22 protein-coding genes and 1 pseudogene are annotated in these 23,245 nt (G+C 33.3%); 10 read left to right on the plus strand and 13 right to left on the minus strand.

Going from position 1 to position 23,245, the window contains the following annotated elements; genetic code table 11:
- Nucleotides 1-105: 105 nt before the first annotated feature.
- The 4 genes and pseudogenes from creD to EQG68_RS08520 all read right to left on the minus strand — a co-directional run bounded on the left by creD (nucleotide 106) and on the right by EQG68_RS08520 (nucleotide 3,230).
- Nucleotides 106-1,458: pseudogene (gene creD / locus EQG68_RS08505) on the minus strand (cell envelope integrity protein CreD).
- Nucleotides 1,459-1,520: 62 nt separating this feature from the next.
- Nucleotides 1,521-2,183, minus strand: coding sequence for a DUF1361 domain-containing protein (locus EQG68_RS08510; RefSeq protein ID WP_129464391.1), 663 nt, complete (start codon nucleotides 2,181-2,183; stop codon nucleotides 1,521-1,523).
- A gap of 45 nt (nucleotides 2,184-2,228) precedes the next feature.
- Nucleotides 2,229-2,525, minus strand: a complete 297-nt coding sequence (locus EQG68_RS08515) for a winged helix-turn-helix domain-containing protein (RefSeq protein WP_129464392.1) — start codon at nucleotides 2,523-2,525, stop codon at nucleotides 2,229-2,231.
- Nucleotides 2,526-2,621: 96 nt separating this feature from the next.
- Entirely contained in the window at nucleotides 2,622-3,230 is a 609-nt protein-coding gene (locus EQG68_RS08520; protein ID WP_129464393.1) for a hypothetical protein, read from the minus strand.
- Between the two features lie 75 nt (nucleotides 3,231-3,305).
- Here EQG68_RS08520 and EQG68_RS08525 point away from each other — a divergent pair, with 75 nt between their 5' ends.
- Nucleotides 3,306-3,659, plus strand: a complete 354-nt coding sequence (locus EQG68_RS08525) for a DUF1801 domain-containing protein (protein WP_129464394.1) — start codon at nucleotides 3,306-3,308, stop codon at nucleotides 3,657-3,659.
- A 196-nt stretch (nucleotides 3,660-3,855) separates the two neighbouring features.
- Here EQG68_RS08525 and EQG68_RS08530 read toward each other — a convergent pair whose 3' ends face one another.
- The 4 genes from EQG68_RS08530 to EQG68_RS08545 form a co-directional block, all read right to left on the minus strand.
- Nucleotides 3,856-5,292: an NADP-dependent isocitrate dehydrogenase gene (locus EQG68_RS08530; protein WP_129464395.1), complete on the minus strand. Its 1,437-nt coding sequence runs from the start codon at nucleotides 5,290-5,292 to the stop codon at nucleotides 3,856-3,858.
- 347 nt (nucleotides 5,293-5,639) lie between these two features.
- Nucleotides 5,640-6,485, minus strand: a complete 846-nt coding sequence (locus EQG68_RS08535; RefSeq protein WP_246011691.1) for a hypothetical protein — start codon at nucleotides 6,483-6,485, stop codon at nucleotides 5,640-5,642.
- A gap of 20 nt (nucleotides 6,486-6,505) precedes the next feature.
- Nucleotides 6,506-7,324 carry a 3-deoxy-8-phosphooctulonate synthase gene (gene kdsA / locus EQG68_RS08540; RefSeq protein WP_129464396.1) on the minus strand — a complete coding sequence of 273 codons (819 nt, stop codon included), beginning with the start codon at nucleotides 7,322-7,324 and terminating at the stop codon, nucleotides 6,506-6,508.
- Nucleotides 7,325-7,380: 56 nt separating this feature from the next.
- A complete protein-coding gene (locus EQG68_RS08545; protein WP_129464397.1) occupies nucleotides 7,381-7,842 on the minus strand; it encodes a 2-dehydro-3-deoxyphosphooctonate aldolase in 462 nt (153 codons plus the stop codon).
- A 107-nt stretch (nucleotides 7,843-7,949) separates the two neighbouring features.
- Here EQG68_RS08545 and EQG68_RS08550 point away from each other — a divergent pair, with 107 nt between their 5' ends.
- Together EQG68_RS08550 and EQG68_RS08555 are read left to right on the plus strand one after the other, a co-directional pair.
- A complete protein-coding gene (locus EQG68_RS08550) occupies nucleotides 7,950-8,498 on the plus strand; it encodes a YeeE/YedE family protein (RefSeq protein ID WP_129464398.1) in 549 nt (182 codons plus the stop codon).
- A 3-nt stretch (nucleotides 8,499-8,501) separates the two neighbouring features.
- Nucleotides 8,502-8,915, plus strand: coding sequence for a DUF6691 family protein (locus tag EQG68_RS08555; RefSeq protein ID WP_129464399.1), 414 nt, complete (start codon nucleotides 8,502-8,504; stop codon nucleotides 8,913-8,915).
- Nucleotides 8,916-8,973: 58 nt separating this feature from the next.
- On the opposite strand, the gene EQG68_RS08560 is transcribed toward EQG68_RS08555, so the two are convergent.
- The 5 genes from EQG68_RS08560 to prmA all read right to left on the minus strand — a co-directional run bounded on the left by EQG68_RS08560 (nucleotide 8,974) and on the right by prmA (nucleotide 15,137).
- Nucleotides 8,974-11,745 carry a helix-turn-helix and ligand-binding sensor domain-containing protein gene (locus EQG68_RS08560; protein WP_246011693.1) on the minus strand — a complete coding sequence of 924 codons (2,772 nt, stop codon included), beginning with the start codon at nucleotides 11,743-11,745 and terminating at the stop codon, nucleotides 8,974-8,976.
- 252 nt (nucleotides 11,746-11,997) lie between these two features.
- Nucleotides 11,998-12,657 carry a lysoplasmalogenase gene (locus EQG68_RS08565; protein ID WP_129464400.1) on the minus strand — a complete coding sequence of 220 codons (660 nt, stop codon included), beginning with the start codon at nucleotides 12,655-12,657 and terminating at the stop codon, nucleotides 11,998-12,000.
- On the minus strand, nucleotides 12,657-13,934 hold the full coding sequence (locus EQG68_RS08570) for a sterol desaturase family protein (protein WP_129464401.1): 1,278 nt from the start codon (nucleotides 13,932-13,934) through the stop codon (nucleotides 12,657-12,659). Before EQG68_RS08570 ends, EQG68_RS08565 begins: the two co-directional genes overlap by 1 nt.
- Nucleotides 13,935-13,941: 7 nt before the next feature.
- Nucleotides 13,942-14,217 (minus strand): ATP-dependent Clp protease adaptor ClpS, encoded by a 276-nt coding sequence (locus EQG68_RS08575; protein ID WP_129464402.1) that lies wholly within the window; start codon nucleotides 14,215-14,217, stop codon nucleotides 13,942-13,944.
- Nucleotides 14,218-14,297: 80 nt separating this feature from the next.
- Entirely contained in the window at nucleotides 14,298-15,137 is an 840-nt protein-coding gene (gene prmA / locus EQG68_RS08580) for a 50S ribosomal protein L11 methyltransferase (protein WP_129464403.1), read from the minus strand.
- A 92-nt stretch (nucleotides 15,138-15,229) separates the two neighbouring features.
- Between prmA and EQG68_RS08585 the strand changes: the two genes are divergently transcribed.
- From EQG68_RS08585 to EQG68_RS08615, 7 genes are all read left to right on the plus strand, one after another.
- The gene (locus tag EQG68_RS08585; RefSeq protein WP_129464404.1) at nucleotides 15,230-16,447 is read left to right on the plus strand and encodes a porin; all 1,218 of its coding nucleotides are present in this window, start codon (nucleotides 15,230-15,232) and stop codon (nucleotides 16,445-16,447) included.
- Nucleotides 16,448-16,540: 93 nt separating this feature from the next.
- Complete coding sequence (gene guaA / locus EQG68_RS08590; RefSeq protein WP_129464405.1) at nucleotides 16,541-18,070, plus strand: glutamine-hydrolyzing GMP synthase; 1,530 nt, start codon at nucleotides 16,541-16,543, stop codon at nucleotides 18,068-18,070.
- 18 nt (nucleotides 18,071-18,088) lie between these two features.
- Nucleotides 18,089-18,826: a LysM peptidoglycan-binding domain-containing protein gene (locus EQG68_RS08595; RefSeq protein ID WP_129464406.1), complete on the plus strand. Its 738-nt coding sequence runs from the start codon at nucleotides 18,089-18,091 to the stop codon at nucleotides 18,824-18,826.
- Nucleotides 18,827-18,855: 29 nt separating this feature from the next.
- Nucleotides 18,856-20,757: a LysM peptidoglycan-binding domain-containing protein gene (locus EQG68_RS08600; protein WP_129464407.1), complete on the plus strand. Its 1,902-nt coding sequence runs from the start codon at nucleotides 18,856-18,858 to the stop codon at nucleotides 20,755-20,757.
- Nucleotides 20,757-21,158 carry an OsmC family protein gene (locus tag EQG68_RS08605; protein ID WP_129464408.1) on the plus strand — a complete coding sequence of 134 codons (402 nt, stop codon included), beginning with the start codon at nucleotides 20,757-20,759 and terminating at the stop codon, nucleotides 21,156-21,158. The genes EQG68_RS08600 and EQG68_RS08605 overlap by 1 nt, the downstream gene beginning before the upstream one ends.
- Before the next feature lie 58 nt (nucleotides 21,159-21,216).
- The gene (locus EQG68_RS08610; RefSeq protein ID WP_129464409.1) at nucleotides 21,217-21,444 is read left to right on the plus strand and encodes a DUF3820 family protein; all 228 of its coding nucleotides are present in this window, start codon (nucleotides 21,217-21,219) and stop codon (nucleotides 21,442-21,444) included.
- A 160-nt stretch (nucleotides 21,445-21,604) separates the two neighbouring features.
- Nucleotides 21,605-23,224 carry a CTP synthase gene (locus tag EQG68_RS08615; protein WP_129464410.1) on the plus strand — a complete coding sequence of 540 codons (1,620 nt, stop codon included), beginning with the start codon at nucleotides 21,605-21,607 and terminating at the stop codon, nucleotides 23,222-23,224.
- Nucleotides 23,225-23,245: the final 21 nt, after the last annotated feature.

Genomic DNA, 23,245 nt, shown 5'->3' on the forward strand with positions numbered 1-23,245 from the left:
TTCAATAAAACTGACAAAGTCCTGATCGGGGGATAAGTCTGAAATCTTTGCTACCGCAAATGGTTTACTTTGTCAGTTTTGGTTGTTATTAAAATTACAAAATTTTCAATGAACAAATCTAAAGGCTCCCCAATCAATCTTCCTAGAAAAATACATCACCGCAGCTAAAATCAAGAACAAACCGATGCTTCCTACCAACAATGCATAATCTTCCATTTGAATAATCACAAAAATAAACGTGTATAAAAACGTAAGCGAAATGCCAATAAATGCCGGAAACTTTTTGTTCTTTAAAATTGAAATCGAGTAGAGCGAAATCAAGACAATCACTGAAGCTCCGGCTACTATGTAGGCTAAGGTAAAACTACTGTGTTCTGTTATCGAAATCAGCAACGTATAAAACATAATCAACGCCAATCCAATCATCGAATATTGGAAAATGTGAATGTTGATTTTGCTAATGCTTTGGATGAGGAAAAAGATTAAAAAAGTCAATCCAATCACCAAAAATCCGTATTTTGAAGCTCGTTCGTTTTGTTGGTATTCATCCACTGTCGTAATAAAATCGACACCAAATGCGTGCGGTTTTACATTCGGTAAGGTTTCAAACGATTGTTGCGGAAAAGGTCGGTTGAGGTGCAAGACTTACCATTCGGTTTCAAAACCTTTGGCTGTAATGAGTTTGTTTTTATCATTGGGTAAAAAGTTTCCTGAAAAACTCGGTGACGGCCAATTGGATTTCATTTTTGCCGATGTCGTTTTACCAATCGGAGCAAAGTGAATCATTTTACTTCCATTGTAATTGATGTTGAACGTAAAGTTTTGCTTTTTCATCTCTCTGAGCGGTTGCAAATTCACCAAACCGGTTTCTAAAGTGGACATCGAATCGTTTTGCTTGTTTTGCGTTGGTTCAAATCGATAGACCGAATCACCTAACTTCAAATTCACTTGACTTTTGATGCTTTTTAAATTGGTGGTTCGAATCTGAATCGTGGCTTTGTCCCACATAATATTTTCATCCGCAATCGAATTGATTTTAAAATTCGGAACCACATAACTTCCCGAAAAATCCATTTGAGCATTGAAGACATTCGACTTATACAAACTGCGTTGCAAGGGTTTCACCATGGTAACATCAGTTGTATTTTTTAATTCTTCGGGGAAGAAATAGGCTAATTTGGTTTCGGTGACGTATTTTTTTACCTGAACGTTGGTTTTAGCATCGTATTCGACTATTTCACTGGTTTGTTTATATGGAATTTTTAAAATCGGACCATAAAAATAGATTGCTTCTCCCCATTTTTCAGAGGTTTCAGAAACCACTTCTTTTTGGCGGAGGGAACGTTCTTCAATTAAGCTTTTCACAAATTGAAGCGGAATCAATAAAATGAGCGTTAGAAAGCCAACCATGATAATTTTTGCGGTGTTGGACTGAAAGAAATTGGTTTGTTTTTCCATGATTTTTAAGTTTAAAAGTTTAAAAGGTTAAAGGTTTAAAAGTTTAAAAGGTTTGAAGTGATTTAGACGTTATTATTTTTAGAAATGAAGGAAGCTGTAACGAAATATAGAACAAGTAAAAAAGTGCCGAAACCGAGCGTGAAATTCTGTACATCAGGAATGAAAAGGCAATCCACACAAGAAGCAAATAGCTCAATTGGATTAGTTAATAAATCCCAACTGTTGAAACGTAAAAATCGTCCTAGGTAAATGCCAAAAGCGGTTAAATAAAGAATACAAAACAGCATGATTTTACTTTGGACTTTGGAATAATGCAATTGAATGATTTTTTCGATGGTTCGTATGGAAAATAGGCCCAACGCAAATCCGGTTATGGAGAAGGAAGAAACCAATACCAAATCAAACCAAAAAGGCACATCCGGAAATTTGTTGACGTGGACAAAATCGGTTAATAAATAAAAAGAGTTAGGTAGAAATAATAACCAAACCAAAAGCGTTCCGATTCGTAAAAATCTCCTTTCTTGAAAAGTAACTGATGTAAAAAGAAAGAATGAAATCAAGTAGGGGATAAAGGCGAGGAATAAATTCCAAATCAAAAAGAAGAAGAAAACACTTTGTGTTACTTTGGCTCTAATGAGTAATAACAAGAAACAGAAAAGCGTTAACGTTGCAAAAACGATGACTTCATTTTTTCTGATGTTTTGGTAGTAGTGTAATTTTTTCATTTGTAAAGTACTTTGTTTTTCAAAGTTATTAGATAAAAAAATAGATTAGCTTTTTCTGATTAATTTTTCAAGGGCCTCAATGTGCTCTTGAAAAGCTTTTTTTCCGAGTTTGGTGGCTTTGTAACTGGTGTTGGGTTTTTTTCCAATGAATTGTTTTTCGATGGCAATGTATTCCTCTGCTTCTAAAGCTTTGGCGTGGGAGGCAAGGTTGCCGTCGGTTACGCCTAACAGTTCTTTTAACGTGTTAAAATCGGCACTTTCGTTTACCATCAATATCGACATAATGCCCAGTCGGATGCGATGGTCAAAGGCTTTGTTGATATGTTGGATGATGTTTTTCATTTTGCAAAGGAAAGGAATTATTTTTTTGAACACAGATTAATAGAAATTGAAAAATTGTAAGAATTTAAAAATCGGATCATCTGACAATCCAAAAATCTAATTTCGTTCATATTTAAAATACATAATGCTTCCATATAAAATGTGGCAAACGCCAAAGCCAAGAATCCAAAATACTAAGACATAGCCGGAAAATTGTACTGCAAAAAGGCCTAGAATGATTTCAGTTATTCCAAGGTATTTAATATCTCTAAAAGTATATTTACTAGCATTTACACATGCTAAACCATAAAAAATAAGTGTCATTGGAGCAATTAAACCATACGATCCATTTTTTAGTAACAATAAGATCAGGATTCCACCAGTAATTAAAGGAATCGAAAAATTGGCAAGTAATCTTTTTGAAGAAGCATTCCATACTTTTTCATTTTGTTTTTTTGCTTTCTGTGCCGTAAGAATGTAGGCAGAGACAATTGATAACACCAACACAATCACCGCCGTTAATAAAATTAGCTTGAAAGTTTTACTTTCTAACGTCACATAATAGGAAGAATGATTACTAATCAATTGGTTTACTATATAAGCACCAATCAAGGCATAAATTCCTGCTAAAATTCCGGCCAACCCACTTAAGGAAATAAATTGAGTAGATTTTGACATCATTTCTTTGATGTCCTGTATGTCTTTTAAATAATCTTTTGCTTCCATATAAAAGTACTTTGAGTTGCAAAGTAAAATATAAAATTTTTCACAACCAAACAAATTTTCATTTATTTTTGAAAAATGAAACCGGCAGAAGCATATATCTTAAATCAACCTGAACCGTATCGTTCGATTTTACTGCATGTTCAGGCGGTAATTGAATTAACTGTTCCGGAGATAAAGTTACTTTACAAATATAAAATTCCGTTTTATTATTATAAAAACAAACCGTTTGTTTATTTGAATGTCAGTCAGAAAAGACAGTATGTTGACGTTGCCTTTATGAAAGGTTATAATTTGACATTACATCAAAATGAGTTAATAGGAGAGGGAAGGACATTGGTAAAATCATTACGATACAAATCTTTGGAAGAGATTGATCAAGCGGTTTTGGTTGAATTACTACTAGCTCAAATTATTTTAGTAAAAAACTAGACGTCAAATATGTTTTTATTAATTCCATTTTCTAAAATAATAAGTTAAGAGCAATCTGATAAAACTCATATCAACTTAAAAAAAAAGGTTGAACCCGAAAGTTCAACCCTGTTATAAATTATTTGTTTAAAGAATAGTATTGAAATATGTTTTCAATTTATGTTTTTCTTCAAATTAGTAATAGGCATAAATTTTATTATTGACCTTGTCCTAGTGAGTAGGCTGCTTTACCGTTGAAGGAATACAAGTTTTCTGTTTTGATGGTATCAATATCTTGATCGATTGCATTTTTCAAAAGTTGATAGATGTCTATTTTGGTGATGGTTGTGGATTCGGTTGGTTTGAATCTGCATCTCCAATGGTCTGTACAAAAAGTTTCATTAAAGCCATCCGGCCATACTTTAATCCCTCTGTTGGTAATCATGCTTAGCTGAATTCCGTCTAGTTCTATTTTTTTCAATTTTTCTGCCAATTCATTTGGATTAGTTCCGGCCCAATGAACAAATAGATCTACGCCTACTAATTCTTTTTTTGCGGCTGGTTTTCGAATGTATTTTGGAAGATTTAATGCCGAACTATTGGCATAAGAAACTGATTTAAGTTTTGAAGGTTTGTAGCCCAAGTTTGCAATTACTGCTTGTGCAAATTCTTTGGTTCCTACTTTTTGGTTGCTTGTTCCTTCTTTAAAAATATCATACGTATGAATTCCGTCTTCCAGTGTTTTTAGCCAAGCGTTTTGCACTTTTTCGGCAACATCAGTTTGACCAATGTGATTCAACATCATGATGGCACCTTGCAAAAGTCCTGATGGATTTGCCACATTTTGTCCTGCTCTTCTGGGAGCTGAACCATGAATTGCTTCAAACATAGCACATTCTTCACCAATATTTGCAGAACCGGCTAAACCAACAGAACCCGTAATTTGAGCGGCCACATCACTGAGTACATCGCCGTATAAATTAGGCATCACAATCACGTCAAAGGCTTCGGGTGTGTCGGCCATTTTGGCGGCACCTATATCGATTATCCAATGTTCGTTTTCAATTTCCGGGTATTCTTGGGCGATTTCATCAAAAACTTGATGGAATAATCCATCGGTTTGTTTCATGATGTTATCTTTTGTGAAGCATGTAACTTTTTTTCGGTTTTGTTGTTTGGCATATTCAAATGCATAGCGAACAATCTTTTCGCAACCCGGTCTACTGATTAATTTTAAACATTGTACTACTTCATCGGTTTGTTGGTGCTCAATACCGGCATATAAATCTTCTTCATTTTCTCTAACAATCACAATATCCATAACAGGATGCTTAGTCTCTACAAAAGGATGTAAGCTCATACAAGGTCTAACATTTGAATACAATCCAAGAAATTTTCGAGTGGTCACATTCAAACTTTTATAGCCTCCACCTTGTGGTGTCGTGATTGGAGCTTTTAGAAAAATTTTATTTCTTCTAATGATGTCCCAAGATTCATTTGAAATTCCTGAAGTATTTCCGGCTAAGTAAACTTTTTCACCAACTTCAATTTCTTCAATTTCAATTTTGGCACCTGCAGCGAGAATAATTTCTAAAGTTGCATCCATAATTTCAGGACCGATACCGTCACCTTTTGCTACTGTAACTTTTGTCATATTATATAGGTTTAATGATTATTGATGCAAAGTTCAGTATTATAATTCATAATTTTTTATTTATATAATTAATGAATTGCATTAATAATGTTTATGACAATAAAGTGTTATAACTTTGCAAATCACAGTTAAAGCGTTGTAAATTAGATTCTTAAATATGTTTTGAAACGATTTTTTTTAAGAAATATAAATATAAAATTTTCTTAAAATTAGAGTAATTTTAATAGTTTAGGACATTGTTTTTAACTCTATGATAACATTTTACGATTTAAAATTTTGAATAAATTTTAAAAAAAAATGCTTCTCTAGAGAAGCATTGTTATGACAATAAGATAAAGTTAACTGTTTTAAATCCTAAATATTCCTCCAACGACAAGAATTCGTTGTAAAAACCAGAAATCTTGTTCAGCACTGTCGGCTTTGTCTTGAGTAGTCCGAATGTTATTCATGTTAATATAACCGCCTTTTAATTCTCCTTGAATAAAGAAATATTTAAGGAAAGTAATATTTAAGCCGGCTTTGGCAGAAAAACCGTATCCGGAAATATGAAATTCATCATATCGTTCTTTGTTTAAAAGCGTTGTATTCGTTTTTGGATATAAAAATCCGCCTCCAATGGCTTCCGTAAAATTTACTTGTAAAAGATCAGTATTCTTTATTAGAAACAATTTTGAAATATCATCTACACGTGCTATTTCCGTATTTACATAGTTTAAACCATCAGTATGTTCAAATTTTAAAAAATCTTTTGTCAATAAAATTTGACCGTTAGGTAACATTTCTCCGTAACTTCCTTGGTTAGGATAATAACCCGAATAGTCAACCGCTTTGTCTTGATACATAACATATTTCATATGGTCAAACCCTATGGAAATATTGTATTTGTCTGTTATAAAATAACCGATTCTCAAATTGGTTTGTGGAATGGTCATTCGAATCGGATTAAAGTAATCGATATGGAAACCTTTAGGTTTATCATGAGCATCAACATCATAAAGGGTAAAATCATAATCTTTTCCTTTAAAACGGATATCAGATTTTGTATAATCTTCTCTATTTCCGCCCCAAAATATGTAAAATTTACCTTTGTTGTGGGCTGTGTATTTTTCAGGAGTTACCGGAGTTTCTTGGGCTGATATGTGTTGAAAAACGGCACAAAAAAAGAGCACAATCAATAACGATTGATTTTTCACGGGATTAAAAATAATAAGGTTTAGAATTGATTAATTGTTTTACGTATGGCTACTAATTTGGTCATTAAATTTTCAAAATAGTCTAGGTGAAGCATATTAGCTCCATCGCTTTTTGCATTTGCCGGGTCAAAATGGGTTTCTATGAAAATGCCATCTACACCGGTTACAATTCCCGCCTTAGCGATGGTTTCTATCATATCCGGACGACCACCGGTTACACCCGACATTTGATTGGGTTGTTGCAGTGAATGGGTAACATCTAATACAGTTGTTGCAAATTGTTTCATAGTTGGAATTCCTCTGAAATCAACTATCATATCTTGGTAGCCAAACATGGTTCCGCGATCGGTAACCATTACGTTTTCATTTTGACAATCCAATACTTTTTTCACGGCATGTATCATGCTTTCCGGACTCATAAATTGTCCTTTTTTTAAATTAACGGTTTTGCCTGTTTTTGCGGCAGCCACCACTAAATCGGTTTGACGAACCAAAAAAGCCGGAATTTGCAAAACATCCACATATTCTGCGGCCATGGGAGCATCTTCATTGGTGTGAATATCGGTTACGGTTGGTATTCCGAAAGTTTGTGATACTTTTTGTAAAATTTTTAAGGCTTTTTCGTCACCAATTCCTGAAAAACTATCGATTCGGGAACGATTTGCTTTTTTAAAGGAGCCTTTGAAAACGTAAGGAATTTCTAATTTATCGGTAATTTCAACCAAACGTTCCGCTATTCTAAGTGCCATTTCTTCGCCTTCAATAGCACAAGGTCCGGCTAAAACAAAGAAGTTTCCACTCTGAGTATGTTTTATTTGAGGTATTTTAGTAATCTCCATAGTTGGTTTTTAAAGTGCAAAAGTACGAATAATTTGAATTCATTTTGTAACCTACGTTACTCATCTTTTTTGGCAGTTAAGCCTTTGGGAACCATTAATTTTCCCTTTTCATATATGTTGAAATAGAGTACTAAGGGTTTTTTACATCCCACCCATTGTAATTGGTAAACATCTAAAAATCCGGCACCGATTTCACTTCTTTTGGTTGGAAACGGACAGCAACTTTCCAATTTCTTATAAAACAATTTCTCTCCGTTAGGTCCTGCCAAAGCTTTCAAAAATCGTTCTTGGTTGATAGTGTCGTTAGAAGTGGTTCGATAAAAAATATTAATAGGATAATCAGGGTCATAGCCATATTTGGCATCCTCGCTAATTGCTGTTAATACAAAAGAATTATCTTTTTTCAACATGGGAGTAGGGGCTGAATTATCAATATTTTTTATCGTGTTTTTAATTCCGCCACAAGAAACCGTCAAAACGGCTACAAAAAAGAGTAATAGAAAGATTTGTTTTTTCATTTAATTGGTTCAAATTTTAGTCAAAGGTAAAAGTTTTTTCGGATAACATTTACTATTTCATTTGTTATAAAGCACTTCATATTCTATTTTTGTAAAAAAATTACACTATGGAATTACTTTCACAAACATGGCATTGGTCTATTTCCGGCTTTTTAATCGGATTAGTCATGTTGCTTTTGATTTATTTCGGGAAAACATTCGGAATGTCATCGAACCTTCGTTCACTTTGTGCCATGACCGGAATTGGTAAAAAGATTCCTTTTTTTGATTGGGATTGGAAAAGCCAACGATGGAATATGGTCGTTGTAGTTGGAGCCATGCTAGGCGGTTTTGTAGCTGTACATTTTTTGCATGATATTTCCAATGTAAGTCTTCATCCGAAAACAATCGAGCAATTGAGCTTAATGGGAATTGATGAACCAAACGGAAAGCTATTGCCTAATTCATTGTTTGAAAATTCATCTCCTAAAATGATTATTATTTTGATTATAGGTGGAATTTTAATCGGTTTTGGCAGTCGCTATGCCGGCGGTTGCACCTCCGGTCACGCAATTTCAGGATTGAGTAACCTTCAAATACCTTCACTAAAAGCCGTTATTGGGTTTTTTATTGGCGGTTTAATCATGGCTCATTTTCTTTTACCTTTACTTTTTTAAATTATGAATTTATTAAAATATTTACTTGTTGGTTTTCTTTTCGGAATTGTTTTAACCAAAACAGAAGCTGTTTCATGGTATAGAATATATGAAATGTTTCATTTTCAGTCGTTTCATATGTATGGAATAATCGGAACAGCGATTGCAACCGGTCTTTTTGGTATTCAAATTATAAAGCGGAAAAAGCTCAAAGACATCGATGGAATGCCAATTGAAATTTTAGATAAAGAAAAAGGGAATGCCCGGTATTGGATTGGTGGAATACTTTTTGGTTTAGGTTGGGCATTGGTAGGGTCTTGTCCGGGACCGATATTTATACTTTTAGGAGCAGGTTTTTACAATGTTGCTTTTGTGCTTTTAGGTGCACTATTTGGTACTTTTTTGTATGGATTATTCAAAGATAAGTTACCACATTAAACAGAAAAAGCATTTCTTCCGAAGATGAAATGCTTTCAGGTTTTGGTGTTTGGTTAGTTTAGATGGAAAGGATGTATTCTACTAATCCTTGTTCGTGCGATAAATCCATTTTTTTACGTAATCGATAACGTTTTATTTCTACGCTTCGCACCGATATATTTAATAACGGAGCAATTTCTTTAGAGGATAGATTTAGTCGCAGAAAAGCACAGAGTCTCAAATCGTTTGGCGTTAAACTTTGATGGGCCATTTTAATTTTCTTCAAAAAGTCTTTGTCGGCATTGTTAAAAGCATCTACAAAAACATTCCAGCTATCTTCTTCATTAATATTTTTGTTGATATTACTTATTAATGATTTTAGGCTTTTATTGGGTAGTGTTTCATTAGAGTTTTTTAAATCTTCTTTAATCATCGAAAGCAATTCGTTTTTCTTAATCAAATTCATTGTAGAGGCGGCCAATTCTCTATTTTTAATTTCAAAATCTTGCTCCAATTGTTGGTTTTTAACCCGCATTAATTCCTGTTCGGTTTCTAGTTCTTTAATTTCAAGTAAACGGTTATTTTCTTCAATTAATTTTTCTTGTTGTTTAAAATAATATTTCTGGTAGGCTTTATTAATAAAATAAGCTAAAATCAGTAAAAACAACGTATAAATTATCAAAGCTAAATTGGTAGCATACCAAGGTTTTAGTATGGTGAAAGAATATTTCTCTGCATTTTCACTAATAGCATTTCCAATTTTCGATCGTACTACAAATGTATATTTACCGGGAGAGAGATTTTTAAAATTTACAGATGATTTTGAGCTCCATTCACTCCAATCATTTTGGAATCCTTCCAGTTTATATTGAAATTCAGGAATGATATATTTATTGAATTTTGGAACAGTGTATGAAAATGTGATGTTGTTATTATTTGAATTAAAAGAACCATTATCTTGAATTGATTCATAAACCAATGCTTCATTATGTCTGTTAGTTGATATTGAAGAAATGTATAGATGGTTGTTATTGAACAACAAATCATCAATATTTATGGTATAATAGCCGTCAGTGGTTCCAACTAAATAATGTGATTCAGAGAGTTGAGATATGTTTTCATAACCTAACATAGAATTAGTTAGTGAAGAAGGAATCGGAATAACGTTGTGTTTTAAAGTTGTGCTTAATTTTCCATATGAAAAATAGTTAATGTAATTTTTTGAAAAAAACCAAAGGCGATTTGATTTATCGGTCATTAATTTACCGGATAGGTACTCATCTTTTTCAAAGACAGAACTAAGTTTATTATTTTTTTCAAACTTATTTTGTTTTTTATTAAATGAGAATATTCCATCTTTAGAAGCATAATAAATAGAATTATTAAAATTGGCAATACTGGCATTTTTACCTTTTTTAGGAAATTCATGTGCTTCAAATAAAGTAACTTTTTTATAGTCGGAATCAGTTTTAATTCTAAAAATTCCTTTGTATTCATGGCTAATAATAATTTCGTTTGGAGAAGAAAATTCAAAATATTTGGAAGAATAATCAAAGCCATTTATTTTATTTTTAAATTTCCATTTATTATCAATCTTTTCCAAAATCGAAATACCATAGTAGTTTCCTTGTAATATTATGTTTTTGTTGATAGGACTTATTTCAAATTTCCAAGTGCCGGAGCCATTGTAAATTGTTGTCGCTTGTTGGTTTTCAATTAAGAAAGTACCGGAATCATGACCACAAAATAATTGATTATCATGTGAAAATAGCGACCAAACTTGGCCCTTTGTTCCCGAAACAAATTTAAAAGTATCCTCGCCCTCTTTATTTTTATAAAACAATCCTTGATTAGTTCCTACATACAATTTATCTTTAAATAGTATTGATGCGTAAACTGTTCCTAAAATTCCGGTGTCATCATAATAACTTAGAATTGGCGAAGTTATATTTATACAATTGATTCCGTTATCTAATCCTATCCAAATATTTTTATCAGCATCTTCAAAAAGAGATAAGGCGGTGTTATTGCTTAACCCTTTGTTTTGAGTCATGTGAAAAAGGGCTTTTCCTTCTGAATTGACAATAAAAACACCATTAGAAACGGTGCCGATTATATAACCGTTTTCCGAGTATTTTTTCCCACAATAAACACTACTGTTTTTGAGTTCTTCGTCAATATCAGTAACCCATTTATAAAGTTTATTTTCTTTAAATTCATAAAAACCATCATATTGAGTCAATAGTAATAATGAATTATCGCGTTTATAAATTGATACAATTTTATTATTGATAAAAAACGGATCTTTAGATATTAACTTGCTCACGCCGTTCTCTATCTCGTAAAATCCATTTTTTACCGTTTGAAAATAAATTGATTTTGCTACGGAATAAGCTTTAAATATTCCTGATTCAGGTTTAATGGCTTTAAAATTTTCTCTTTTGGAATCATAAATAAAGATTTGATTCAACGATTGAAAAATTACCCAATGATCAAATTGGAGTATGTTCCAAAACTGTTCATCGTCCAGTATTTTTGATTTAATTTTTTCACTTAATGATTTATATTTCAGTAATCCATTTTGATTGCGTTCCCAATAACCAAATTCCATGTAGCAACCGGTATAAATTCTATCTTCAATTACTTTTACCGACCTAAGAATTGATTCATTTGGAGAGGGGTAAAGGATCCATTCCGAGCCATTAAATTCCAATAAACCGTCATTATTTGCAAAATACATGAAGTTTTGTTTGTTTTGAGAAATCATCCAATTTTGATTTCCTGCCTTATAGGTATTGGGAGCATATTTAATGATGGGTGGCAGTTCTTGCGAATGCACCATAAATGCCATAAAAAGAGGTAGGCATTTAAAAATCAAATTATAGATATGTAGATATCTTTTTTTTAAATCAAAAGATTGTTGAAGCATAATTAAATAATCATATTTGAAAGTATAAAAATACAACTTTTAACGAGTATTGCTAATTTTAAAGTAGTACTTGTGGAATTTTTGTTACTTATTATCTAATCAGAATCTAAAACCTTCATGAGATAATAATTGAAAAATGAAAGCGTTTGTGAATTGTACGTTTGTTAGAATAAGCTAAACTTTATTGTTAGTTAAGATACTTTTTACAATAAAATATTGAGCTCCAAGATATGTGCTCATAATCAAAAAAGAACTAAATTGTAGTATTGTGTAGAATTTATTTATTGCCAAAATGCTATCTGATATAACAAACAATAAAACACCAATCAAAACCAAAAGATTAGCCGGTTTTTTCCATTCAAAATAAGCTTTTATACTCATCAAAAGCATGATTGAAATAACCAGGGCATAAATGGTTACAGGAATTTTCATTTCGTTTAACGATGACCATAATAAACTCAAAATTGCAAAAAGATAAATCCCCACAAGTGGAATATACTGTAAATAATTTTTGTTTGTAGTATTTTTATTTTGCTTGTTAAACAAAAAAATAAAAGCTAAATGAGCTATTAAAAATACAATTAGTCCTGAAATAAAAAACAAAACATTTTTATTGGTAAACATCAACAAAACATCACCAATCCAAGAAAAAAATAATGCAAGCAAAAGTATTTTTTGTGTTTTAAATTTATCTGAAATCGCCACTATACTGATTAGAAACGGTACTAACAATGGTTTCAACCACCAAGCCATTTCTTCTTTATTGGTAATCAATAAGATAAGATAACAAATCGCAATAACCGCAAAACTTCGGGTATAATTTTTAACTTTCATTAGGAATTAACAGGTTTAGCTGAGTTTTTGTACCCAGAAAACTCTCGTATTGAAAAATAATAGGCAAACACAAACGAAATTAAAAAGTAAAAACCTATTGCATAATTTGTAAAATCCAGTGTAGTATTTAATCCAAACCAGTCTCCATAAATAAACAAAATACCAAAACCAAGTAGCATACGGTAAAGCTCAAAAAAGTATGCGTTGGTATTGGTATCCATTAATTCAGTTTGACTGTAAATTGTGATTAGAATGAATAATCCGTAAACAAAAATTGAGGGTAAACCAATGGTTCCAACATTTGCAAATAGAAGACTCACAAATCCCAATGTCATAAATAGTTGAGTTATCGAATAATAAGTTAAAAATGAGGAATGTTTGGGATTGTATTTTTCAAAATTATACACATTGTCAATTTTATGAACCGGGTATTTTTCTTCAAAGCCTTCCGGTCTCCAACCCGTTGGCATGAACCAAATTCTGAATTTATCTTTCCAATTTTCAGTTCGCCAAGCATCTTGTATTAAAAGCCATAAATGCTGAAAATTAATTTTTATCGGATTCCAGGTTTGAGCGGGTCTTGTAATGCCAAAAACAGGCGGAACTTCTTTTAATTCTTCCTGAAAAGTACCAAACCATTTGTCCCAAAAAATAAAAATTTGTCCGTGATTTTTATCTAAATATTCTTTGTTAATCGCATGATGCACTCGGTGATGGGAAGGCGTAACAATGATATTTTCTAAAAATCCCATTTTACCAATGTGTTTGGTATGGTACCAAAATTGTAAAAACAAATGCAAAGGTAAAACAATGGCAATCACTTTTGGCGGAACGCCTAGAAATGCTGCCGGAAGTAATAAAAAAGTAAATAAATTGACAAAAGAAGAAATAGATTGTCGCAAAGCACAAGCCAAATTGAATTCTTCACTACTGTGATGAATGGCATGTTTATTCCAAAAAATATTTATTTGATGTGACCAACGATGGGTCCAATAGCCATAAAAGTCAATGACAAAAAAAGCAATTATGTAAGTAAGGATTGTGTTTTCCACTGTAAAGAAAGCTACTTTAGCAACCATCCATTCATACGTTAAAATCGAAACACTTATTCCTAAAACATCTTTTGTGGCATTGGTAATTCCTGAACTTAAACTGGAAACGGTATCCATCAAGGGAGCGGTATCGTTTCCACGAAAATACCCATAGGCTTTTTCGATTATTATTAATAATAAAAAAAGCGGCATGGCGATAATGAGTATTTTGCCGTATTGTTCCACTGTTCAGTTAGATAATTTCGGCACTTAAACCGGCTTCTAATAATTGAGTACATTGTGGTTTTAATTCGTCAAAAGGTCCGGTTTTAACCGTGCATTTACCTTTATAATGCACTAAAATGGCACATTGTTCAGCTTGTTCACTCGTGTGATTACAAACGCGAATTAAGGTATCAATAACATGGTCAAAAGTGTTGACATCATCATTAAACAGCACAATTTCGTTGTTAATGCCAATGGCTTCTTCAACTAAAACTTCTTCTTGAATTTTTTCTATCGTACTCATATTTTTTTATTTTTATCATTATTGAATTATCAGATTTTTTTGATTTTTGAATTAATCCAACAATCTAACAATCGAATAATTTAACCATTCAACAGATATTTCAAACTCACCCAATTGTTCCGTTCCAAGGTTTTTTCCAATGTCAATCCTAATTTTTGGCAACATTCATCAATGACGGGAATATCTTCTTGGTAAAATCCACTCAAAAATAATAAACCATTTTGATTTAAACAATTCACATAACGATGCATATCATTCAAAAGTATATTTCGGTTGATGTTGGCAATGATAACATCGTATTTTTGATTTACCAACAATGAAGCATCTCCTTCATAAACGGAAATGTGCTCACACTTATTTCGTTCTGCATTTTCAATTGAATTCAAATAACACCAATTGTCAATATCAATGGCATCAATTGGTTTAGCTCCTTTCATTTCGGCTAAAATGGCTAAAATGGCGGTTCCGCAACCCATGTCCAACGTCTTTTTATCAACCAAATCGGTTTCCAATAAATGGTGGATGACCATGTGGGTGGTTTCATGATGACCCGTTCCGAAACTCATTTTGGGTTCGATAATAATATCAAATTCAGCTTCCGTTTTGGGATGGAAAGGGGCTCGAACATGGCATTTACCTTCTACATCAATCGGTTCGAAATTTTTCTCCCATTCTTCATTCCAATTGACTTGTTCAATTTCTTCCACTACATATGAAATGACAAATTCAGGAGATGATAAGATGAAAATATCTTCTAAAATAGTTTTTGTCCAAAGGTCTTTTTGCACATAAGCTGTTACACCAAATTCGGTTTCAATAAAACTTTCAAATGGTTTTTCGCCCAATTCGGCAACTAAAATTTCGCAACCTAATTCCTTCGGTTCTACCGTAAAATGATATCCTAAATAAATGTTTGACATTTTGTTTTTTTTGCAAAGGTAACAATCCCGCTACAAAACTTTTACATTACAAAAATTAAATTACTTTTGCCAAGCAAACACAACCACTACCAATGAATAAGTTTTTTTCACTTTTATTTTTTTTAATATCCCTATTTTCAATTGCTCAGGATATAAAGTTTAGTACAAAAGACAATGATTTAAAATTAGCCACTTTACCTTATTATAATTACGGAAGAGGTTTGGGGTTAACTTCTCCTGACAGTATTTTTCAATTGAACATTCGTTTTAGAATGCAAAACAGATTAGGCTATTTGAATCATGAAGACCAAGAAGATGCTTTTGATGGTCAAATTCGTCGATTACGCTTGCGATTTGACGGTTATGTGGGAAATCCAAAATTCTTATATGCTATTCAATTGTCTTTTGCACCGGGTGATGTAGGAGAAATAGAAGAAGGCGAAAACATCAATATTATTCGCGATGCGGTGATGTTTTACAGACCAAATAAACATTGGAGTTTTGCTTTCGGACAAACAAAGTTACCGGGAAATCGTCAACGGGTTAATTCCTCAGGAGCGTTGCAATTAACCGATCGTTCTATCAATAACGCACGATTTAATATTGACCGAGATTTTGGATTTCAAGCGTATTTTCTAAATGAGAAAAAGGATAAATTTTCATATAATATTAAAACAGCTATCAGCACCGGAAATGGAAGAAATGTAACCAAGAGTCCAGATGATGGTTTTGCTTTGACCGGAAGATTGGAGTTTTTTCCGCTGGGCTCCTTTGCAAAAGACGGAACAAATTTTGAAGGCGACATAGCTCGTGAACAAAAAATTAAAATGTTATTAGGAGGGACATTTCATCGAAATGTGAAAGCTCGTCAAACGCAAGGACAATTAGGGTCCGATTTATTTGAAAAAAGAACGATGGAATCTTTTTTTGTAGATGCAATGTTGAAATACAATGGCTGGGCCTTGATGAGTTCTTATATGAATCGAACGGCAGAAAATCCATTGACCTTCAATCCTGAAGATGTTACTGACTTTCGTTTTGTTTATGTAGGAGAAGGTTTTGATTATCAATTAAGTTATATTTTTCCAACAAATTATGAAATAATTGGCCGTTTTTCAACCCAAAAGGTCAATGAAAGTATTCAAAATTTCACACCCGATACCAAACAATACAGTGTTGGAGTTACCAAATATTTTTGGGAACATGCTTTTAAAATTCAATCCGAATTTACATTGGATGATTTATCTTATTTTGACGGAAGCAGCAAAACAAACTGGTACATTCGTTTTCAAGTTGAAATCGGAATTTAAAGACGAGTTAACAAATATTCAATACGGTTTATTAAATTAAAATTTAACTTGGAAACTGTTTTTCACTTTCCAAGAATATAGCTATTTTTGCCCATGCAACACAACGTACTAATTTTAGATTTTGGTTCGCAATACACACAGCTTATTGCGAGAAGAGTTCGGGAATTAAATATATTCTGCGAAATTTTTCCTTATAATAAAATTCCTGAAGATTTGTCCAGCTTTAAGGCTACAATTCTATCCGGAAGTCCTTTTTCAGTTCGAGCTGAAGATGCTCCTCATCCCGATTTATCACAAATTAGAGGTAAAATGCCTTTGTTGGCCGTTTGTTACGGAGCACAATATTTGGCCCATTTTGATGGTGGAGAAGTAGCTCCTTCCAACATTCGCGAATACGGTAGAGCTAATTTAAGTTTTGTGGATGACCACGATCCGTTTTTTGAGGAAGTAGCATTGAATAGTCAGGTTTGGATGAGTCACAGCGATACGATTAAGAAATTACCAACAAACGGAGTTCGATTGGCTAGTACTAAAGATGTAGAAAATGCAGCTTATCGAATTGAAGGCGAGAAAACCTATGCCATTCAATTTCACCCGGAAGTATATCATTCTACCGATGGAAAACAAATGTTGGAAAACTTTTTAGTTCGCATTGCTGAAGTACCACAAAACTTTACTCCCAATGCGTTTGTAGAAGAAATTGTAGCAGAACTGCAAGAAAAAATCAAAGGAGACAAAGTGGTTTTAGGACTTTCGGGTGGAGTAGATTCAACTGTTGCAGCTGTTTTGTTAAACAAAGCCATTGGCAAAAATCTCTATTGTATTTTTGTCAATAATGGTTTGTTGCGAAAAAATGAATTTCAAAATGTATTAGACCAATACAAAGGTATGGGATTGAATGTAAAAGGAGTAGATGCTGCCGATCGATTTTTAGACCAGTTAGCCGGAATTGAGGAACCGGAAGCCAAACGTAAAGCCATCGGAAGAGTGTTTATCGAGGTTTTTGATGATGAAGCACATCGAATTGAAGACGTGAAATGGTTGGCACAAGGAACGATTTATCCGGACGTGATTGAATCGATTTCGGTAAAAGGACCGTCAGCAACTATAAAATCGCATCATAATGTGGGAGGTTTACCGGATTTTATGAAGTTAAAAATTGTTGAACCATTGCGAATGCTGTTCAAAGATGAAGTGCGTCGAGTAGGAGCAACACTGGGAATTGACCCTGAATTATTGGGAAGACATCCTTTTCCGGGGCCCGGATTATCAATCCGAATTTTAGGCGATATAACAAAAGAAAAAGTTCGTATATTGCAAGAAGTTGATGCTATCTTTATCGAAGGTCTAAAATCACACGGACTCTATGATCAAGTTTGGCAAGCAGGTGCCATTTTGCTCCCCGTAAATAGCGTAGGAGTAATGGGTGACGAACGTACCTATGAAAAAGTAGTAGCGTTAAGAGCTGTTGAATCAACTGATGGAATGACCGCAGATTGGGTTCATTTGCCTTATGATTTCTTGATGAAAATATCCAATGAAATCATCAATAAGGTAAAAGGAGTAAACCGTGTGGTGTATGACATTAGTTCTAAACCGCCTGCAACAATTGAGTGGGAATAATTTTAAGTTAAATAAAAGATGAAGAAGTTTTTGTTTGGAGCAATGATATTGCTAAGCCCCCAAATCACTTTTTCACAAACCGTCGTGAAACCCGGAATGGATCCTGTGAAACACACAGTAGCTTCGGGTGAAACCGTATTAGACATTTCTAAAAAATATGTGGTAGATCCAGCTGAAATATACAGAGCCAATCGTTTTGCTATTGATGGTTTAAAAGAGGGTATGGTTTTAGAGTTTTATGCACCACAAAAATCCCCGGAAATTGTTCTTCCTACTGAAAATTATCAAGCGAAACCGGTTTCAAATCCAACGGAGACAATTCCAAAACCAGCTGAACAACATGAAAAAACAGTTGTTCAAAAAAGAAATACCATCATCAAAATGCACAAAGTGAAACCGGGTGAAACTTTATATGGACTTTCTAAACTATACAATGTTTCAGTGGATGAAATCAAAAATGCAAATACAATTTTGATGAAAAATGTTTTGCAAGCCGGTCAAACATTAAAAATTCCGGATGGCACAGTTGTTGGTACTGAAAATACTAAAGTGGTTAAAAAAGACGAAAAACCGGCCAAAACTGTAAATAATCAAAATACAGGCGAAATAATCAAGCATACGGTGGCTCCAAAAGAAACCTTATATGGATTATCAAAAAAATATAATGTTTCAATTGAAACCATAATTAGCCAAAATGAACGTTTATTAAAAAATGGATTACAAGCCGGTCAAGTATTAACTATAAAAGCCAATTAAACGCATTTAAATAGCAGTAACCTACAAGTATGATATTAATATTTAGAACTCTAATTGTTTTTTTGATTGTCACCAATTTTTTGATGGCACAAACGTCTACTTATAAAAAGCATATAGTTGTTAAAGGAGAAACAATTACTCAAATTGCTCAGAAATACAAAGTTACACCTTATGATATTTATCGTTTGAATCCAGATGCTCAAAATGGTATTCAAGAAAATGCAGTTTTGCTCATTCCAAACTCAGTGATAACAAAAGTGCAAAACGAAGAACAAAAGACCCATGAAGTTCAGCCAAAAGAAACTTTGTTTGGTATAGCTAAACAATATGATACAACAGTTGAGGAATTGGAACGATTGAATCCGGAAGTAAAAACCGACGGACTCAAAATAGGACAAACAATTCAAATTTCAGGCAGTAAATCAGAAGTTGTTGCAAATGTAAACATTAATACTAAATCCGTTTTTCACGAAGTGCAACCAAAAGAAACGTTGTATGGTATTTCTAAACAATACAATGTATCAGTTGAAGAACTTGAAGTGTTGAATCCTGAGGTAAAATCGGGCTTAACAATCGGACAAAAATTAATCATTACAAAAGGAAAAACAGTCGATACAACGACTTCTATTCCAACTAAAAAAATCGAAGTACCCAACAATGGTAAATATTTGACTTACGAAGTAAAACCTAAAGAAACGTTATTTGGTTTAGCTAAAATGTTTCGTTTGAGTCAAGACGAATTGATTGCTTTAAATCCGGAAATTAAAGAAGGTGTTAGAGAAGGGATGCTCCTCAAAGTTCCATCAGATGTTACCTTTAATTTAGGTACTGTTCGTGAAGTAAAAGATTTAAGTAAATCCATTGTAAGAAAAGAAAAAAAAGAAATAGTTTTATTAATTCCTTTTAATGTATCCAACATTGAGAGCGATACTACCTTATCAACTCAAGCTAGATTGAAACGAGATGGGTTTTTAAATATGACGTTAGATTATTATTCAGGCGTTTTGATGGCGATAGATTCTGCCAAACGACTTGGACTTAATTTCAATGTAAAAATATTTGATTCTCAAGAAACTAAGAGTTCGTCCAACGTTGTTTCTATTCTTCAAAACAACAACATTCATCAAGCGGATGTTGTGATAGGTCCTTTTTATCCTCAATATGTAGAAATGGCTGCAGAACTTTTAAATCCCAATAATATTCCAATTATTTCACCTTTGCGGGAAACAGCAAAATCCTACAGCAATTTGTATCAATCGTTACCTTCTGCAGAATTTGTGAAGAACGTAATGTTCGATTATATTCGTTCTAAAAAAGGCAATATGATTGCCATGATAGACAGAAAAAAAGGCTCTTCTAAACAATTTATTGAAGAAAATCATAAAGATATTTTTATTGTACCATTAGGCGAAAAAGGTGGGGTTATCGGTGATAGTATCACTCCTAAACTTTCAAAAGACAAGGTGAACTATTTTATACTTGAAACAGCTACAACAGGAATGGTTCTCAATGCTATAACACATTATGTAAATGCAAAAGCTGCCGGTTTTCAGACGGAGTTGGTTGTTTTAGATATTAATCCAACTTTTGAAACAGATGAAGTTTTTCGAAGAATTATAAAACATAATATTATTTTTCCATCTTTAACAAAGTATAAAGACACTCCTGAATCATTAGTTTTTGCAGCCAACTACAAGAAAATAAACAATGTTTATCCTAATCAGTATGCTGTGCGTGGTTTTGATTTAGTTTTCGACACAATGCTCCGACTTTCCCAGGAAGAAGATTTTGAAACTACAATACAATCAACAGCAACGGAAGGTATAGAAAATAAATTTGATTACGAGAAAAAATTAGCTTCCGGTTATTCGAATAAAGGTGTTTACATTATGCGATACGAAGAAGATTTAACCGTTAAACCTGTTGAATAATGACATCCAAAGTGACTTATATTGGCGATTTACGCACTACATCCGTTCATTTACAATCGGGTACAGAAATTTTGTCAGACGCTCCTAAAGATAATCACGGGAAAGGTGAAGCCTTTTCGCCAACCGATTTGGTTGCCAATTCTTTAGCGACTTGCATGATTTCCATTATGGGAATAAAATCCAGAGATTTGAATGTGGATTTGACCGGTTCAACCGTTGAAGTGACCAAAATCATGCAGGCAGAACCTAGAAAAATCGCCAAAATTATTACCGTTTTAAACATGAATATAGCCGCTGATGATAAAACCAAAATAATATTGGAAAGAGCTGCGATGACTTGTCCGGTGCTGTTGAGTCTTCATCCGGATATTGAAAAGGAAATTACTTTTAATTGGAAATAATCTTCTGTTTTCGGTTGTCAGTTAGCTGTCAACCGACAACTGACAACTGACAACCTTCTTGAATCAACAAAAAATTCTTATCAAATTAGCTCATACCAAAATGCCATTCGGAAAATATGAAGGGAGATACTTGATCGATTTGCCTGAATATTATATTGTTTGGTACCATCAAAAAGGTTTTCCTAAAGGAGAACTCGGACAACAACTTCAGTTGATTTATGAACTTAAATTGAACGGTTTAGAACATTTAATTCGAACGATTAAAGACAAATTTCCTAAACCATAATTATTGAAATTCATTGAATTTTTTCTAAATTCAATAATTACATCACAATCTCAATATTTCATTTTTACATTGATGAATTAAATCGTACTTTTGCACCGTTTTGCATTAAAGTATGTCTTTTAATTCATCACACACAACTACAACAACAAACAACAACACAATGAATCAGACGAAGTATATTTTTGTAACGGGTGGCGTAACTTCTTCCTTGGGAAAAGGAATTATTGCGGCTTCGTTAGCAAAATTATTGCAAGCCAGAGGTTATCGAACCACCATACAAAAGTTCGACCCGTATATCAACGTCGATCCGGGAACATTAAATCCTTATGAACACGGCGAATGTTATGTAACAGATGATGGAGCAGAAACCGATTTGGATTTGGGTCATTACGAGCGTTTTTTAAACGTTCCCACTTCGCAAGCCAATAACGTAACTACAGGAAGAGTCTATCTTTCTGTGATTGAAAAGGAAAGAAGAGGCGAATTTTTAGGTAAAACGGTACAAGTGGTACCGCATATAACCAACGAAATTAAAGAAAGAATGCAGTTGTTGGGAAATTCTGGCAATTTTGACATCGTGATCACCGAAATTGGTGGAACGGTGGGTGATATTGAATCATTGCCTTACATCGAATCGGTTCGTCAATTGTTATGGGAATTGGGGGAAGAAAATGCCATCGTTATTCATTTGACATTGATTCCGTATTTGGCTGCGGCAGGGGAATTGAAAACAAAACCAACGCAACATTCCGTAAAAACCTTAATGGAAAGCGGAATTCAAGCGGATATTTTAGTTTGCCGAACGGAACATGAATTGTCTGATGAATTACGTCAAAAATTAGCGTTGTTCTGTAATGTAAAAAGGGAAGCGGTGATTCAGTCCATTGATGCCTCAACAATTTATGATGTACCCAATTTGATGTTGGAAGAAGGTTTGGATAAAGTAGCGTTGAAAAAATTGAATTTACCTGAAAAATCTTCTCCCGATTTGAAACAATGGAACGAGTTTTTATACAAATTGAAAAACCCAAAACACACGGTTAATATCGGTTTGGTTGGAAAATATGTGGAATTACAAGATTCGTATAAATCCATTTTAGAAGCGTTTATTCACGCCGGTGCCGCCAACGAAACGAAAGTGAATATTGTTAGCGTACATTCAGAATATATTGATAGAAATAATGTAGCTGAAAAAATAGGTGGTTTCGATGGAATTTTAGTCGCACCCGGATTTGGAGAAAGAGGAATTGAAGGAAAAATAGAAACCGTACGTTATGTTCGTGAAAACAACATTCCTTTTTTCGGAATTTGTTTGGGAATGCAAATGGCAGTGATTGAATATGCTCGAACTGTTCTAGGTTTAGAAGATGCCAATTCAACCGAAATGAATTCGCAAACTAATCATCCGGTAATCGATTTGATGGAAGAACAAAAAACCATTACCGATAAAGGCGGAACCATGCGTTTGGGAAGTTGGAAATGTAACCTAGAAAAAGATTCGTTGGTGTATCAGATTTATGGAAAAAGTCAAATTGAAGAACGTCATCGTCATCGTTTTGAATTTAATGGACAATATAAAGAGCAGTTAGAAAAAGCTGGTTTAAAAACAAGTGGTATAAACCCAGAGACAGGTTTGGTTGAAATTATTGAAATTGAAAACCATCCGTTTTTCATCGGAGTGCAATACCACCCGGAATATAAAAGTACAGTAGCCAATCCGCATCCAATTTTTGTTGGATTTGTTAAAGCGGCTGTACAACATAAAACCGTTTCTGTTTAATTCGGAAGCGTAAATTCTAAT

The sequence above is a fragment of the Flavobacterium piscinae genome, from assembly GCF_004122145.1.
GTDB lineage: Bacteria > Bacteroidota > Bacteroidia > Flavobacteriales > Flavobacteriaceae > Flavobacterium > Flavobacterium piscinae.

Excerpts from the sequence above, each read along its gene's own strand:
- EQG68_RS08510 (WP_129464391.1), bottom strand. The coding sequence starts at position 2,183 with ATGAAAAAATTACACTACTACCAAAACATCAGAAAAAATGAAGTCATC.
- EQG68_RS08515 (WP_129464392.1), bottom strand. The coding sequence starts at position 2,525 with ATGAAAAACATCATCCAACATATCAACAAAGCCTTTGACCATCGCATC.
- EQG68_RS08520 (WP_129464393.1), bottom strand. The coding sequence starts at position 3,230 with ATGGAAGCAAAAGATTATTTAAAAGACATACAGGACATCAAAGAAATG.
- EQG68_RS08525 (WP_129464394.1), top strand. The coding sequence starts at position 3,306 with ATGAAACCGGCAGAAGCATATATCTTAAATCAACCTGAACCGTATCGT.
- EQG68_RS08530 (WP_129464395.1), bottom strand. The coding sequence starts at position 5,292 with ATGACAAAAGTTACAGTAGCAAAAGGTGACGGTATCGGTCCTGAAATT.
- kdsA (WP_129464396.1), bottom strand. The coding sequence starts at position 7,324 with ATGGAGATTACTAAAATACCTCAAATAAAACATACTCAGAGTGGAAAC.
- EQG68_RS08545 (WP_129464397.1), bottom strand. The coding sequence starts at position 7,842 with ATGAAAAAACAAATCTTTCTATTACTCTTTTTTGTAGCCGTTTTGACG.
- EQG68_RS08550 (WP_129464398.1), top strand. The coding sequence starts at position 7,950 with ATGGAATTACTTTCACAAACATGGCATTGGTCTATTTCCGGCTTTTTA.
- EQG68_RS08555 (WP_129464399.1), top strand. The coding sequence starts at position 8,502 with ATGAATTTATTAAAATATTTACTTGTTGGTTTTCTTTTCGGAATTGTT.
- EQG68_RS08560 (WP_246011693.1), bottom strand. The coding sequence starts at position 11,745 with ATGGCATTTATGGTGCATTCGCAAGAACTGCCACCCATCATTAAATAT.
- EQG68_RS08565 (WP_129464400.1), bottom strand. The coding sequence starts at position 12,657 with ATGAAAGTTAAAAATTATACCCGAAGTTTTGCGGTTATTGCGATTTGT.
- EQG68_RS08575 (WP_129464402.1), bottom strand. The coding sequence starts at position 14,217 with ATGAGTACGATAGAAAAAATTCAAGAAGAAGTTTTAGTTGAAGAAGCC.
- prmA (WP_129464403.1), bottom strand. The coding sequence starts at position 15,137 with ATGTCAAACATTTATTTAGGATATCATTTTACGGTAGAACCGAAGGAA.
- EQG68_RS08585 (WP_129464404.1), top strand. The coding sequence starts at position 15,230 with ATGAATAAGTTTTTTTCACTTTTATTTTTTTTAATATCCCTATTTTCA.
- guaA (WP_129464405.1), top strand. The coding sequence starts at position 16,541 with ATGCAACACAACGTACTAATTTTAGATTTTGGTTCGCAATACACACAG.
- EQG68_RS08595 (WP_129464406.1), top strand. The coding sequence starts at position 18,089 with ATGAAGAAGTTTTTGTTTGGAGCAATGATATTGCTAAGCCCCCAAATC.
- EQG68_RS08600 (WP_129464407.1), top strand. The coding sequence starts at position 18,856 with ATGATATTAATATTTAGAACTCTAATTGTTTTTTTGATTGTCACCAAT.
- EQG68_RS08605 (WP_129464408.1), top strand. The coding sequence starts at position 20,757 with ATGACATCCAAAGTGACTTATATTGGCGATTTACGCACTACATCCGTT.
- EQG68_RS08615 (WP_129464410.1), top strand. The coding sequence starts at position 21,605 with ATGAATCAGACGAAGTATATTTTTGTAACGGGTGGCGTAACTTCTTCC.